The following is a 12,795-nucleotide window of genomic DNA, read 5'->3' as shown; positions in this document are numbered from 1 at the left end:
CGGCGATGGACGAGGCCCTGCTGCGCGTCCTCACGCCGAAGGTGCTCGCCGTCCTCGTCCGCCGCGGAGCCGACTTCGCGGCGGCCGAGGACGCCGTCCAGGACGCGCTGGTAGAGGCGCTGCGCGTCTGGCCGGCCGACCCTCCGCGTGACGCGAAGGGCTGGCTGATCACCGTCGCCTGGCGCAAGTTCCTCGACGCGAGCCGTTCGGACGCCGCCCGGCGGCGGCGCGAGGACCTCGTCGAGGAGGAACCGGCGCCCGGTCCCGCGAGCGACCAGGACGACACCCTCCGGCTGTACTTCCTGTGCGCGCACCCGTCCCTGACGCCTTCCTCGGCGGTCGCGCTCACCCTGCGCGCCGTCGGCGGGCTCACCACCCGTCAGATCGCGCGCGCGTACCTGGTGCCCGAAGCGACCATGGCGCAGCGGATCAGCCGGGCCAAGCGCACCGTCTCCGGTGCGCGCCTCGACCGGCCCGGAGACGTGGCCACCGTGCTGCGCGTCCTCTACCTGGTCTTCAACGAGGGCTACTCCGGCGACGTCGACCTCGCCGCCGAGGCCATCCGGCTCACCCGGCAGCTCGCCGCCGCGATCGACCACCCCGAGGTGGCCGGACTGCTCGCCCTCATGCTGCTCCACCACGCCCGGCGCGCCGCCCGGACCGCGCCCGACGGCAGCCTGGTGCCGCTCGCCGAGCAGGACCGAGGCCGGTGGGACACCGCGTCGATCGTCGAGGGCGTCGTGATCCTCCAGTCCGCCCTCGCCCGCGACCGGCTGGGCGAGTTCCAGGCCCAGGCCGCGATCGCCGCCCTCCACGCCGACGCGCTCACCGCCGCCGAGACCGACTGGGTGCAGATCGTCGAGTGGTACGACGAGCTTGCGCGCCTGACCGACAGCCCCGTCGTCCGGCTCAACCGCGCGGTCGCCGTCGGAGAGGCCGACGGGCCGCGCGCCGGTCTCGCGGCGCTCGCGGCGCTGGACCCCGCGCTGCCGCGCCACACCGCGGTGGCCGCCTACCTCCACGAGCGCGACGGCGACCTCACGACCGCGGCACGGCTGTACGCCGAGGCGGCCCACAAGGCACCCGACATCGCCGAGCGCGACCATCTGACCCGCCAGGCCGCCCGGCTCAACACCCGCCGGGCCCGCTGACGGGCCGCGCTCAGAGCGGGGGAGTGTCGCCGCTCTCCAGCAGCGAGCGCACCCCCTCCAGAGCGGTGGGCGCGGCCCGCGCCGCGGACGGGAAGAGCCGGCTCCAGGCGCGGGCCCGGCCCAGCGCGCCCAGCCGCCAGGCGAGTTGTGCGGCGCGCCGGAGCTCCGCCGCCGACAGCCCGATGTCCGTCCAGGGCTCCAGGTAGGCGTCCCGCAGGCGCGGCAGCACCTCGGGCCCGTACCGCTCGCACGCCCGCAGGGCCGGGACGCGCAGACTGGCGAACGGGTGGGAGACTACGGCGTCCCCCCAGTCGAAGAAGGTGAACCGCCCCGGCTCCGGGTGGAAGAGCTGGCCCTCGTGCAGGTCGGCGTGGTCCAGGGAATCGGGCACGCCGAGCGCGGCCAACTCCGCGCACCACTCGGACAGTCGGGGGCGCAGCGCGTCGAGCCGGGCCCGCTGGTCCGGGTCCAGGGTGCCGTTCTGGGCCCGCAACCGGTCGAAGGACGCGGGTACTTCGGTCACGCGCAGCCTCGGCACGCCGAGCCGGCCGAGTTCGTCCGCGCGCGGGACCAGGGCGCGCTGCATCCGCGCGTAGCCGGTGAGGAGTTCCTCCCACGTGCGCGGCGGGACCTCGCCGCCCGCCTCGCGGAACAGCGGGCCGCCGTCCGGCAGCAGCGACCAGCCGCGGTCGGCGTCGACGGCCAGCGGGCGCAGCACGTGATCCGGCACCCAGTCGGACAGCGCGGCGGTCAGCGGACCCTCGAAGGCGCTCGCCGGGGGGTTGGCCTTGAACCACACCGGGGCGCGACCGGCCACCGGAATCCGCATCAGCACCGACCACGGTCGCACCCGCACCCGGGGCGTCCCGCCCGACCGCAGCCCGTGCCGCGCGAGTCGGTCCTCGGTCCAGTCGAAGACCGCGCCCCGCCACGCCTCCTGTTCCCAGGGCGTCACCACGTCCGGGTAGGTACCCCGGTCCACGTCCACCGTGCGTTCCATCGGGTCATCCCAGCACGCAGGAGGTGCTCCGGCCAGGGGTTTTCACCGGTCCGCCGGCCGCGCGGACCGCACGATCAGCTCCCGCAGCTCCGCCACCGCGTGCCCGCGTGCCGCCGTCAGTTCCGGTGACTCGACCGTCGCCGCCGCCACCCGGACCGGGCGGGGGCCGTGCGCGAGCTGCCGGTCGATCGCCGTACGCATCCGGGGCAGCCGCCCCCATTCGCCGCCCAGCACGATCAGGGCGGGGTCGGCCAGGGCGACGGCCGCGCTCAGCACACCGGCGACCGCGCGCGCCAGCGCCTCCGCCGTGCGGTCGTCGGCGGTGACGGCGGCCTGAAGCGCGTCCACGTCGACGGCCGTCGAGTCCGCCCGGCGCAGCCCGAGCGCGGCGAAGACCTCCGTCAGCGGCATCGCCGTGCGGTCCGGGCCGGTGGTGCACACATGGGCGATCTCCCCGGCCAGCCCCCGGTGCCCGCGCCGCACGGCGCCGTCCGTGGCCACGGCGCAGCCGAGACCCTCGCCGAGATGGACGTACACGAAGTCGTCCACGCCCGCCGCGCACCCCGTCTCGTGCTCGGCCCGCGCGGCCCAGTTGACGTCGTTGTCCACCAGCACGGGACCGGTGACGTGCGGGGCGAGGGCGGCGGCCGGGTCGAGGGCGCCGACGAGGAACGGGGCGTCGGGCAGCCGGACCAGCCTGCCGCTCGCGCGGTCGACGGGGTCGGCGGCGCTGACGACGGCGAGCCGCGCGCCGTCCGCCCCGGCTCGCGTGAGCCGGGCCACCGCCTCGGTCAGCGCCCTGGCCGCCTGGTGCTCGCCCGCGTTGCGCCCCAGGCCGACGTGGGTCCGCCCCACGGTGTCCCCGAGCGCGTCCACCGTCTCGGCGGTCACCCCGCGCGGGGAGATGCTCGCCACCAGCGCGGTGCCGAGTCCCGGCGCGAGCGCGTAGTACGAGCCCGAGCGGCCGCGTCCCGTGGTCCGCTCCCCGGTGTCCACCACCAGGCCGGACGCCGCGAGCCGCTGCACCGCGTCGGAGATGGTCGGCTTGGAGATGCCGGTGCCGGCCGCGATCTCCGCCCGGGTCAGGCGCCGGTCGGCCATCAGGGCGCGCAGCACGTTCTCCTCCGTGAGCGCGCGCAGCATCTCCAGGGACGGCTTGGCGGGTGTCATGCGGGCCAGTCTAGTAAGGACTCTTGCCCAAATGCTCCGCCGTGCCTACGGTGGAATTAGTAAGGAGCCCTCACCAAAGGAGTCGGGCGATGAGCCTCACCACCGGACTGACCCGCGGCCGGCTGCCGCACTGGGAGACGGTCCCCGAGGACCTGCCCGCCGCGATCCGCGAGATCAAGACCGCGCTCAGGGCCCGGATCGAGGCGTCCGGCCGCACCGTGGAGGACGTCTTCGCCGCCGTCGAGCGACGGGTCGCCGCCCGCGTCACGGAGATCGAGGCGGAGCGGGCGGCCGGGCGGAGCGGCTGGCCGGAGGTCGAGTACGCCGACATCGAGAACGGCACCGTCGGCCCGCAGGACCTGGCCCGCATCGCCGACCGCGGCTGCCTCGTCGTGCGAGGGCACTTCCCGCGCGAACAGGCGCTCGCCTGGGACGCCGGGATCGTCGACTACGTCGAGGGCAACCGCTTCTTCGAGCAGTACACCGGCCCGGGCGACGACTTCTTCGGCAGCGTCGGCTCCAAGCCCGAGATCTACCCCGTCTACTGGTCCCCGGCCCAGATGGAGGCGAGGCAGAGCGGGCGCATGGCCCGCGTGCAGTCCTTCCTCAACTCCTTCTGGCGGCACACCTCCGACGGCGTCCAGTGGTTCGACCCCGACCGCGACGCCCTCTACCCCGACCGCATCCGGCGCCGCCCGCCCGGCACCGACTCCGCCGGACTCGGCACCCACCTGGACCCCGGCACCCTCGACCTGTGGATGACCGGCGCCTACCAGCGGGCCTTCCGCCACCTCTTCGACGGCACCGTGGAGGAGTACGACCCCTGGGACCCGGCCCACCGCACCGCCGGACCCCAGTACCCCGGCTCCACCATGTGCTCGGCCTTCCGCACCTTCCAGGGCTGGACCGCGCTGTCCGACATGGACCACGACCAGGGCGTCCTGCACACCGTGCCGATCCCCGAGGCCATGGCCTACCTGATGCTGCGCCCGCTGCTGCCCGATGTCCCGGAGGACGAGATGTGCGGGGTCACCGTCAACCAGGTCTTCCCCGCGAGCGAGAAGTGGCACCCACTGCTGATGAAGGCGCTCACCGGCATCCCCGACGTACGCGCGGGCGACTCCGTCTGGTGGCACTGCGACATGATCCACAGCGTGGCCCCGGTACGGGACCAGAAGGGCTGGGGCAACGTCATGTACATCCCCGCCGCGCCCTGGTGCCCGCGCAACGAGGAGTACGCGTCCTCGGTACGCGAGGCGTTCCGCACCGGCTCCAGCCCCGGCGACTTCCCCGAGGAGCACTACGAGCGCGCCTGGCCCGACCGCTTCCCGCCCGACGCTCTCAACGCCGCCGGGCGGCGGGGGCTCGGACTGGACTGACGCCCGCTCAGCGCCCGTAACGCCGCTCGCGGGCCGCGTACGAGCGCAGCGCGCGCAGCAGGTCGAGCCGGCGGAACGCGGGCCACAGCACGTCCACGAAGTGCACCTCCGCGTACGCCGACTGCCACAGCAGGAAGCCCGAGAGGCGCTGCTCGCCGGAGGTGCGGATGACGAAGTCCGTGTCGTGCCCGGCGGGGGAGTACAGGTTGTCGGTGATGTGCTCCAGGTCGAAGTCGGCGGCCAGGTCGCGCGGATCGCCCCCGGCGCGGATGTGCTTGTCGAAGGCGGCCCGGACCGCGTCCACGATCTCGCGGCGCCCGCCGTAGCCCACCGCCACGTCGACCTTCAGGCCGCCCCGGCCGGTCGTCGTGGCGGCGGCCTCCTTCAGCACCCGCGCGCTGTCACCCGGCAGCAGGTCCAGCGCGCCGATGATCTCGATCTCCCACGGCTCCTCGGTCGCGCAGACCCGGCGCACGGTCTCCTCGATGATGTCGAGGAGCGGGCCGAGTTCGGCGGCCGGACGGTGCAGGTTGTCGTCGGAGAGCATCCACAGGGTGACGTGGCTGATCTCGGCGTCGGCGCACCAGTGCAGGAAGTCCGTGACCTTCGCGCCGCCGACACGGTAGCCCTCACGGACGTCCGTGTGACCCGCGCCGCGTGCCCAGCGCCGGTTGCCGTCCAGCATGATCGCCACGTGCCGGGGCCGGGGCAGACCCTCCAACTTGCGGTTCAGCCGCCGCAGATACACCGCTTCCAGCGCCGAGCGCAGTGCCTTCCATGCCACGCCGAAAATCCCTTCGTAGGCGGGGGGACGAGGCCGCAAACGATAGCGGCATCCACCGGAGGCGGACCGACCGGCCGCGCTCAACCGGTCCTGACCACGGGCGTTACGCTGCCGCGGTGACCGGCCGACCAGTCAGCCGCCGTGGGCTGTTGCGGGCCGCCCTGCTGGGCGGACCGGCCCTCGGGCTGCCCGGCTGCGCCGGTGACGACGGCCCGCACCGGCGGCTCACCCTGGCCACGGGCGCGCCCGGCGGGCCGTACCACGCCTTCGGACGGGCCCTCGCCGAGCAGGCAGCCCGCACCGCGCCGCATCCGCGCATCGCCCCGATCGCCACGGCCGCCAGCGTGGACAACCTGCGTCGGCTGGGGGCCGGTTCGGCGGATCTGGCCATCGCCATGGCGGACGCCGCCGAGCAGGCGCTGCACGGGAACGCGCCGTTCACGGCTCCGGCCGACGTGACCGCGCTCGCCCGTGTCTACGTCAACTACACGCATCTGCTGGTGCCCGCCGACGGAACGGTGCGCTCCGTGGCCGACCTGGCCGGCCGCCGGGTCGCCACGGGCGCGACGGGCTCCGGGGCGCAGGTGCTCGCCGGGCGCCTGCTGCGGGTGGCGGGGCTGACGGGTGGTCGGGCGGTGCGCGAACAACGGCTCGGGCTCGCCGAGTCGGTGGCCGCGCTGCGCCGAGGGACCGTGGACGCAGTGGTCTGGGCGGGCGGGGTCCCCACCCCGGCCCTGTCGGCCCTCGCCCGCGAAGTCCCGCTGCGTTTCCTGTCCTTGGCCACCGAGGCGGAGGCGCTGCGCGAGGCGTACGGCCCGGTGTACACGGCGGTCACCCTGCCTGCGGGCGTCTACGGGCTCACCCGACCGGTCACCACCATCGGCGTCGGCAACTATCTGCTGGCCCGCCCCGAGGTCCCGGCACGGGAGGCGCGGGACGTGCTGCGGGTGGTGTTCGACCGATGGCGGGTGCTGCTGCGGGAGGTGACCGCGGGCGCCCGGCTCGAACCCCGCTTCGCCGTCGCCACCGGCGACCTGCCGCTGCATCCGGGGGCGGTCGCCTACTACCGGTCCGTGTACGGCTGACCGGGCGGGCCGCCGACGCTCACGGCACCGGCAGCCACAGCTCCACCAGCAGGCCCCGCGGAGTGCCGGCCCGCGCGGTCAGCCGTCCGCCGCTGAGCCGCGCGATCTCGTCCGCGATAGCCAGCCCCAGCCCGGTGCCCGGCACGTTCTGATGCTCGGGCGCCCGCACGAAACGCCTTGTGAGCAGGGGGAGTTGGTCCACGGGGACGCCGGGGCCGTCGTCGGACACCCGTACCACGACCGCGCCGTCGCCGGCGCTGTCGGCGGACACCGTCACCCGGCCGCCGGACGGCACGAACTTCACCGCGTTGTCCAGCGCCGCGTCCAGCACCCGGCCCACCGCGTCCGGCACCGCCCGCACCCGCAGTCCCGGTGGCACCCCGTCCCCGGTGAGCGTCAGCTCCGAGGCGTCGAACACCGGCTCCCAGGCCGCCACCCGTGCCGCCACCGCGCCGGACAGGTCCTGCTCGACCCGCTCGGCCGAACCCGACTCCACCCGCGCCAACGCCAGCAGTCCGTCGAGGAGTTCGGCCAGCCGCTCCGCCTCGTCCAGGGCGCGGGCGTGCTCCTGCCGGCCGGGGCCCGGGGTGAGATGCGGTTCCACGTTCTCCAGTTGCAGCACCAGCGTGGCCAGCGGATTGCGCAACTGGTGGGACGCGTCCGCGACGAACGCCCGCTGGCGTCCGATCGAGTCCGCGACCGCCTCCGCCATCGCGTTGAACTGCTCACGCAGGCTCCGCAGTTCGGGCGGCCCGGTGTCCGACACGGCCCGCGCCTCCAGACGGCCCGAGGCCAGCCGCGCCACCGCTCGGTCGAGATCACGGACCGGCCGCATCAGCCAGCGGGTGATCCCCGCCGCGACCATGGCCGCCGCCGCGAAGGCGGCCAGCGCGCCGCACGAGATCAGCAGCCAGCGCACGGTCACGTCCCGCCGGGCCGCCCCGGTCGGCACGGCCATCAGCACCGCCCCGCTCACCCGCTCGTCCCGGCCTACCGGCTCGGCCAGCACCAGCCGGTGCGGACCCCACGGCCGCACCGTCGGCAGCCGCTCGGTGGACCGCCCCGTCAGCGCCCGGCCCAGTGCCTCGCGCGCCGTCACCGACGGCACCCGCGCCCCCGCCCGCGCGATCGTCCGGCCCGTCGTGTCCGACACCGCCACCGAGGCGCCGTACAGCCCGGCGTACCTGCGGATCTCGGTGGACAGTTCGGCACGGTCGGCGGGGGAGCGGACCCGGTCCGCGAGGTCGGCGAACCGTACGGCGTCCGCCCGCCGTTGGAGCAGCAGATGCTCGGTGCGCCCGGCGGCGTAGGACTCGGCCAGCGGGACGGACAGCAGCAGTGCCGCCGCTCCCATCAGCACCATCAGCACGGCCAGCAGCCTGCGCCTCATCGCACCTCCGGCTCCCGTGCGGGCGAGCCCAGCCGGTAGCCGAAACCCCTTACAGTGCGCACCAGTTGGGCCCGGCCGGTCTTGGCGCGGATGCCGGCCACATGCACGTCCAGCGAGCGGGACGCGGCGAGGAAGGCGTCCCCCCAGATCCGGTCGAGGATCTCCTCGCGGGAGTGCACCTCCTCCGGCCGGGCGGCGAGCACGGCCAGCACGTCGAACTCCCGACGGGTCAGCCGTACTTCGGCTCCCGCGACGGTGACCGTGCGGCCCGCGAGGTCAACCTCCACGTCCCCGGCGCGCACCGGACCCCGGTCGGCGTCCACGCGCGTCGGCGCGGCCACCGCGCCGGTGCGGCGGCGCACGGTGTCGATGCGGGCCATCAGCTCGTTCATGCGGAACGGCTTGACCACGTAGTCGTCCGCGCCCGCGCGCAGCGCCTGCACGATGTCGCGCTCCTCGCAGCGGGCCGTCACCACGATCAGTGGAGCGCCGCACACCGTGCGCAGCCGCCGCAGCAGCTCGAGACCGTCCAGGTCGGGCAGCCCGAGGTCCAGCAGCACGAACTCGGCCTCCCGCACATGCCGCAGCGCGTCCAGCGCGCGGGCGGCCCGGCGCACGGTGTGGCCGCGCTGGGCCAGTGCCGTGGTGAGCGCCTGGGCCATCCGGTCGTCGTCCTCGACGAGCAGCGCGTGCATGGGAAGTCCTCGTGCCGTGGTGACCTGGGCCGCAGCTTACGCAGGCGCCCGGCCCGGCGTCACCACCGGGTCAGCCGGCCGCCTTCGCGGGAGTGAGCCCCGCCCCGGTGTCCGCCTCCGCCTCGGCCCGGCTCAGCGCGGCGTTGCGGGTGTCGGGCATCAGGACGTAGGTGACCAGCGAGACTAGCGCGCACCCGGAGACGTACCAGAAGAACATCTTCTCGTGGCCGGCGTCCTTGAACCACAGCGCCACGTACTCCGCCGTCCCGCCGAACAGGGCGTTGGCCAGCGCGTACGGCAGCGCCACGCCGAGCGCGCGCACGCGGGTGGGGAACAGCTCCGCCTTCACGGCCGCGTTGATCGAGGTGTAGCCGGTGACGATCACCAGCGCCAGCAGGGACAGCCCCAGCGCCGACCAGTACGAGGACGCGGACCCGAGCGCCGTCATGATCGGGTACGTGCCCACCGTGCACCCCACCGCGAAGGTGATCAGCAGCGGCCTGCGGCCGATCCGGTCGGAGAGTGCCCCGGCCAGCGGCTGGATCGCGGCGAACACCGCGAGCGCGGTGAAACTCACCAGCGTGGCCGTCGACTTGGCCATGCCCGCACTGCCGATCAGGTACTTGGTGAGATAGGTGGTGTACGTGTAGTAGGCCACCGTGCCGCCCAGGGTGAGCGCCATCACCAGACCGGCCTCGCGGCGGTGCTCCCACAGCGCCTTGAGCGAGCCGCGCGCGGTGTCGCTGCCGCCGCCGGTCTCCTCGGTGAACGCCTCCGTCTCCGTCAGCCGCCGCCGCAGCCAGAACACCACCAGCGCGAACACCGCGCCCAGCACGAACGGCACCCGCCAGCCCCAGCTCTGCAACTGGGCCGTGGTCAGGGTGTGCTGCATCGTGATCAGGATCGCCAGACCCAGCAACTGCCCGCACGTCATGGACACGTACTGGAAGGAGGAGCCCAGACCACGCCTGTTCCGAGCGGACGCCTCGGTCAGGTAGGTGGCGCTGGCCGCGTACTCACCACCGATGCTCAAGCCCTGGAGCAGCCGCGCCAGCAGCAGCACCAGCGCGCCGAAGTAACCCGCCTGACCGTAGGTCGGCGCGACGGCGATCAGCAGGGCCGCCACCGACATCATCGTGACGGTCAGGGTCAGCGCGCTCTTGCGCCCGTGCCGGTCCGCCGCCCGACCCAGCACCCAGCCGCCGACCGGCCGCATCAGGAACCCGACCGCGAAGATGCCCGCCGTGTTCAGCAGCTTGGTCGTCGGGTTGTCGCCGGGGAAGAAGGAGTCCGCGAAGTAGATGGCGAAACTGGCGTAGACGAACCAGTCGTACCACTCCACGAGATTCCCGAGCGACCCGCCGATCAGGGCGAAGCGGCGGGACGCGGGTGACAGCGTGGGCGGGGCGGCGGACGCGGACATGGCGGCTCCAGACGAGGGGGGAAAGGGCCCGCCGGTTCAGGGCGCCGGACCCGGGTGCCGCCCGAGCATGCGCCGCCCCACCGCCCCGGACAAGGGACGACGCGCAGATCTAACACGCCGCTAAGGAAGCGGGCCCGCCAGCCGGAGATACAGCCGGGTGCCGCCGGGACGGAAGCCGACCCGCTCGTACACGCGCCGGGAGCCGTCGCCCCCGTACTCCAGCCACACCGACTCCGACCCCTGCCCGAACATCGCCCCGGCCAGCGCCCAGGTCACGGCGGCCGCCACACCCCGCCCCCGGTGCGCGGGACGTGTGCCCACCCCGGCCAGCTCGGCCGTACCCCCGGCCGGCGCGGAACAACTGGCCGCCCCCGCGCAGCTTCCGTCGTCCGCGCGCACGAACCGGACCGCACCACCCCGCTCCTGCGTCCGCCGCAGCCGCGCCGCGCCTTCGGCGGACGCCGGGAACTCCCCGCCGAACGCCTCGGAGAGAGCCGCGTCGATCTCCGCGAACTCCGCGTCCGAGCAAGGGGTTTCCGTCTCGGGCAGGCCGGTGGGACGAGTCAGCGTGGCCGGGGTGCAGACCAGGTACTCGTGCACCGCCTCGGTGGCGAAGCCCGCCCGGCGCAGGGCCGGCTCCACCTCCGGTGCCGCGTCCGGGGCGAACTCCAGCCGGGGGAGCAGCCCGCGCTCGCGGAACGCGCCGACCAGGGCCGCCACTTCGGTGTCCGTCGGAGCGGTTCCGGGCAGCGGGGTGGCGTAGTTGACGTACGGGCTGGTCGTCGTGGGGTCGAACCCCGCGACGAAGCCGCCGATTCGGACCGGCTCCGGGCGGCGCAGGAGGTTGGCGGCGGCGAAGCGCTGGACATCGACGGGCACGGAGCCGTCCCTGAGGTGAGAAGGGGTTCTGCTCCCGCGCACGCTGCCACGTGAGGCCGTACCCGGCCAACCGAATTGATCGCCTCGAAACCATGGCCGTGCGGGCCCCTCCAGATGTATCGTCCAGAACTGGAAAATCCGTCCAGCGCGCTGGGGTGTCGATGGAGTCCGAGGACGAGCACCTGTTGGCAGAGGCCGAGAAGATCGCCGTCGCCCTGGGGCGGATGTTCCCCGGTCTGTGCGAGATCGTCCTGCACGATCTGCGGGACCCGGCGCACGCGATCCGGGCCATCGAGAACAACCTCTCGGGCCGCGCTCCCGGCGACCCCGCGACCGAACTGGGCCTGGCCCGCATCGCGGACCCCCACTACCCCGACGTCGTGCAGAACTACCCGAACCGCTTCCCCGACGGCCGCCCCGCCAAGAGCACCTCCATCGGCATCCGGAACAGCGCGGGCGACTACATCGCGGCGCTCTGCCTCAACCTCGACGTGTCCGTGCTCTCGCCGGTCGCCCTCGCCCTGGCCAACCTGGTCGCCACCGGCACGGAACACGGCGACGAACCGTTGGAGGCACTGCGGGACCGCCGTGCGCGCGAGCTGCGTCGGGCCGTGGAGGCGCTGGCCGCGCGGCGCGGGGGCACCCCCAGATCGCTGGGGCGCGACGCCAAGCGCGATCTGGTGCGGCAGGTGCACCAGGACGGCTGGTTCGACTCGCGGGACGCCGCCCAGACCATCGCCGACCTGCTCGGGGTCTCCCGAGCGACCGTCTACAACTACACGAAGTGAACGCCCGCCACCCATCACTCCCTGGGGGACACAGCATGGCCGCCGAACCGCATCTCACCCTCGACGACATCCGTGAGGCCGCCGCCCGCCTGGAAGGCGTGGCGCACCGGACCCCGGTCCTCACCTCGCGCACTCTCGACGCCCGGGTCGGGGCGGAGGTGTTCATCAAGTGCGAGAACTTCCAGCGGGTCGGCGCCTTCAAGTTCCGGGGCGCCTACAACGCCGTCGCCCAGTTGCCGCCGGAGCAGCTCGCCAAGGGCATCGCCGCCTTCTCCTCCGGCAACCACGCCCAGGCCGTCGCGCTGGCCGCCCGCGAACTGGGCACCACCGCCGTCATCCTGATGCCCGAGGACGCGCCCCGCTCCAAGATGGAGGCCACCCTCGGCTACGGCGCCGAGGTCGTCACCTACGACCGCTACACGCAGGAGCGCACGGCGCTCGGCGTGGACCTGGCCCAGGACCGGGGGCTGGCGCTGATCCCGCCCTACGACCACCTCCACGTCATCGCGGGCCAGGGCACGGCCGCGCTGGAACTGCTGGAGGACACCGGGGAACTGGACGCGCTGGTGGTGCCGGTCGGCGGCGGCGGGCTCATCGCGGGCAGCGCCGTCGCGGCGAAGTCGCTCCACCCGGCGGTGCGGATGATCGGCGTGGAACCGGAGGCCGGCGACGACACCAAGCGCTCCCTGGAGTCCGGTTCCCGCGTCACCATCCCGGTGCCCCGCTCCATCGCCGACGGGCAGGTCGTGCCGAGCCCCGGTGAGATCACCTTCGCGCTCAATCAGCGGCTGGTCGACGCCATCGCCCTGGTCAGCGACGAGGAGATCGTCGAGGCCATGCGGTTCGCCTTCGAGCGCCTGAAGATCGTCCTCGAACCGAGCGGCGCCACCCCGCTCGCGGCGCTGCTGTCCGGGCGCGTGGAGAACCTTCCGCCCCGCGTCGGTCTCATCGCGTCGGGCGGGAACATCGATGCCCGGCGCTTCTCGGAGCTCACCGGAGGCTGAGCCGGGCACCGGCCGCCGTGCCCCCGGCTGCGGGGGCACGGCGAGTG

General features: G+C 74.2%; 12 protein-coding genes. 5 read left to right on the top strand and 7 right to left on the bottom strand.

Annotation, left to right across the window (positions count from 1 at the left end; genetic code table 11):
• Window positions 1-5 precede the first annotated feature (5 nt).
• Entirely contained in the window at window positions 6-1,151 is a 1,146-nt protein-coding gene (locus tag HEK131_RS16415) for an RNA polymerase sigma factor (protein ID WP_244452039.1), read from the top strand.
• A gap of 10 nt (window positions 1,152-1,161) precedes the next feature.
• Here the strand turns inward: HEK131_RS16415 and HEK131_RS16410 are convergent, their stop codons facing one another.
• Both HEK131_RS16410 and HEK131_RS16405 read right to left on the bottom strand, forming a co-directional pair.
• Complete coding sequence (locus tag HEK131_RS16410) at window positions 1,162-2,151, bottom strand: phosphotransferase (protein WP_244335871.1); 990 nt, start codon at window positions 2,149-2,151, stop codon at window positions 1,162-1,164.
• Between the two features lie 42 nt (window positions 2,152-2,193).
• Window positions 2,194-3,321 carry an ROK family transcriptional regulator gene (locus tag HEK131_RS16405; RefSeq protein ID WP_244335870.1) on the bottom strand — a complete coding sequence of 376 codons (1,128 nt, stop codon included), beginning with the start codon at window positions 3,319-3,321 and terminating at the stop codon, window positions 2,194-2,196.
• Between the two features lie 89 nt (window positions 3,322-3,410).
• Here HEK131_RS16405 and HEK131_RS16400 point away from each other — a divergent pair, with 89 nt between their 5' ends.
• Window positions 3,411-4,700, top strand: a complete 1,290-nt coding sequence (locus HEK131_RS16400) for a DUF1479 domain-containing protein (RefSeq protein ID WP_244335869.1) — start codon at window positions 3,411-3,413, stop codon at window positions 4,698-4,700.
• 7 nt (window positions 4,701-4,707) lie between these two features.
• Here the strand turns inward: HEK131_RS16400 and HEK131_RS16395 are convergent, their stop codons facing one another.
• On the bottom strand, window positions 4,708-5,484 hold the full coding sequence (locus HEK131_RS16395; protein WP_244335868.1) for an isoprenyl transferase: 777 nt from the start codon (window positions 5,482-5,484) through the stop codon (window positions 4,708-4,710).
• Window positions 5,485-5,600: 116 nt separating this feature from the next.
• Between HEK131_RS16395 and HEK131_RS16390 the strand changes: the two genes are divergently transcribed.
• The gene (locus HEK131_RS16390; protein ID WP_244335867.1) at window positions 5,601-6,569 is read left to right on the top strand and encodes a TAXI family TRAP transporter solute-binding subunit; all 969 of its coding nucleotides are present in this window, start codon (window positions 5,601-5,603) and stop codon (window positions 6,567-6,569) included.
• Between the two features lie 19 nt (window positions 6,570-6,588).
• On the opposite strand, the gene HEK131_RS16385 is transcribed toward HEK131_RS16390, so the two are convergent.
• The 4 genes from HEK131_RS16385 to HEK131_RS16370 all read right to left on the bottom strand — a co-directional run bounded on the left by HEK131_RS16385 (window position 6,589) and on the right by HEK131_RS16370 (window position 10,956).
• Window positions 6,589-7,959 (bottom strand): sensor histidine kinase, encoded by a 1,371-nt coding sequence (locus HEK131_RS16385; RefSeq protein WP_244335866.1) that lies wholly within the window; start codon window positions 7,957-7,959, stop codon window positions 6,589-6,591.
• Window positions 7,956-8,654 (bottom strand): response regulator transcription factor, encoded by a 699-nt coding sequence (locus tag HEK131_RS16380; RefSeq protein ID WP_244335865.1) that lies wholly within the window; start codon window positions 8,652-8,654, stop codon window positions 7,956-7,958. Before HEK131_RS16380 ends, HEK131_RS16385 begins: the two co-directional genes overlap by 4 nt.
• A gap of 70 nt (window positions 8,655-8,724) precedes the next feature.
• Window positions 8,725-10,077 carry an MFS transporter gene (locus HEK131_RS16375; protein ID WP_244335864.1) on the bottom strand — a complete coding sequence of 451 codons (1,353 nt, stop codon included), beginning with the start codon at window positions 10,075-10,077 and terminating at the stop codon, window positions 8,725-8,727.
• A gap of 120 nt (window positions 10,078-10,197) precedes the next feature.
• Complete coding sequence (locus HEK131_RS16370; protein WP_244335863.1) at window positions 10,198-10,956, bottom strand: GNAT family N-acetyltransferase; 759 nt, start codon at window positions 10,954-10,956, stop codon at window positions 10,198-10,200.
• Between the two features lie 161 nt (window positions 10,957-11,117).
• Between HEK131_RS16370 and HEK131_RS16365 the strand changes: the two genes are divergently transcribed.
• Window positions 11,118-11,744 carry a helix-turn-helix transcriptional regulator gene (locus tag HEK131_RS16365; protein ID WP_217462203.1) on the top strand — a complete coding sequence of 209 codons (627 nt, stop codon included), beginning with the start codon at window positions 11,118-11,120 and terminating at the stop codon, window positions 11,742-11,744.
• A 35-nt stretch (window positions 11,745-11,779) separates the two neighbouring features.
• Complete coding sequence (locus HEK131_RS16360; protein WP_244335862.1) at window positions 11,780-12,748, top strand: threo-3-hydroxy-L-aspartate ammonia-lyase; 969 nt, start codon at window positions 11,780-11,782, stop codon at window positions 12,746-12,748.
• Window positions 12,749-12,795: the final 47 nt, after the last annotated feature.

Source organism: Streptomyces seoulensis, from assembly GCF_022846655.1.
Taxonomy (GTDB): Bacteria; Actinomycetota; Actinomycetes; order Streptomycetales; family Streptomycetaceae; genus Streptomyces.
This window is presented reverse-complemented; position numbering and strand designations above follow the sequence as displayed.

What these genes read in the sequence shown, in the direction of transcription:
- HEK131_RS16415 (WP_244452039.1), top strand. Translation starts at nt 6, where the DNA reads ATGGACGAGGCCCTGCTGCGCGTCCTCACGCCGAAGGTGCTCGCCGTC.
- HEK131_RS16410 (WP_244335871.1), bottom strand. Translation starts at nt 2,151, where the DNA reads ATGGAACGCACGGTGGACGTGGACCGGGGTACCTACCCGGACGTGGTG.
- HEK131_RS16405 (WP_244335870.1), bottom strand. Translation starts at nt 3,321, where the DNA reads ATGACACCCGCCAAGCCGTCCCTGGAGATGCTGCGCGCGCTCACGGAG.
- HEK131_RS16400 (WP_244335869.1), top strand. Translation starts at nt 3,411, where the DNA reads ATGAGCCTCACCACCGGACTGACCCGCGGCCGGCTGCCGCACTGGGAG.
- HEK131_RS16385 (WP_244335866.1), bottom strand. Translation starts at nt 7,959, where the DNA reads ATGAGGCGCAGGCTGCTGGCCGTGCTGATGGTGCTGATGGGAGCGGCG.
- HEK131_RS16380 (WP_244335865.1), bottom strand. Translation starts at nt 8,654, where the DNA reads ATGCACGCGCTGCTCGTCGAGGACGACGACCGGATGGCCCAGGCGCTC.
- HEK131_RS16375 (WP_244335864.1), bottom strand. Translation starts at nt 10,077, where the DNA reads ATGTCCGCGTCCGCCGCCCCGCCCACGCTGTCACCCGCGTCCCGCCGC.
- HEK131_RS16365 (WP_217462203.1), top strand. Translation starts at nt 11,118, where the DNA reads ATGGAGTCCGAGGACGAGCACCTGTTGGCAGAGGCCGAGAAGATCGCC.
- HEK131_RS16360 (WP_244335862.1), top strand. Translation starts at nt 11,780, where the DNA reads ATGGCCGCCGAACCGCATCTCACCCTCGACGACATCCGTGAGGCCGCC.